1 protein-coding gene is annotated in these 698 nt (G+C 65.0%); it reads left to right on the top strand.

Annotated elements, in window-relative coordinates; translation table 11 throughout:
• The coding region (locus A5745_RS07585) for an AMP-binding protein (protein ID WP_139329489.1) at positions 1-698 on the top strand (698 nt) is incomplete at both ends.

Genomic DNA, 698 nt, shown 5'->3' with positions numbered 1-698 from the left:
GCCATCATCCGCTGATTCAGGTGTCGTTGGCCTGGCAGAACTTCGCCGGTCATGAGGATCCGGCGGCGGGTTTGGTGCTAGACGGTGTTGAGGTCAGCCCGATTCCGTTGGATACCCATAGCGCGCGTATGGATCTGGCGTTTTCGTTGGGGGAGCGTTTCACCGAGGCTGGTGAGCCCGCCGGAATCGGTGGGGCGGTGGAATTTCGCACCGACGTATTCGACCCGGAAAGCATCCAGGTGCTCATCGAGCGGTTGGAGCGGGTGTTGATGGCGATGACCGCCGATGCGGGGCGGCGCGTGTCGTCGGTGGATGTGCTCGACCAGTCCGAACATGCCCGCTTCGATGAGATCGGTCACCGGGCGGTGCTCAGCGCGGATGCCACAGCGCCGGTGTCGGTTCCGGAGTTGTTCGCCGCGCAGGTGGCCGCCACTCCGGAGGCGGTGGCGCTCAGTTGTGGTGAGCAGTCCTGGACTTACCGCCAACTCGATGAGGCGGCTAATCGGTTGGCGCATTTGTTGGTTGGCCGGGGCGTGGGTGCTGGGTGTGTGGTGGGGGTGTTGCTGGCGCGCTCTCCACACGCGATCGCCGCGATCACCGCGGTGCTCAAAACCGGGGCGGCGTATCTGCCCATCGACCCTGAACATCCGCGGGAGCGTATCGAGTTCATGCTCACCGATGCCGCGCCGGTGGCGGTG

The sequence above is a fragment of the Mycobacterium sp. IS-2888 genome, from assembly GCF_001954215.1.
Taxonomy (GTDB): domain Bacteria; phylum Actinomycetota; class Actinomycetes; order Mycobacteriales; family Mycobacteriaceae; genus Mycobacterium.
The sequence above is the reverse complement of the archived record's forward strand: the minus strand, read 5'-3'. Positions and strand labels throughout refer to the sequence as shown.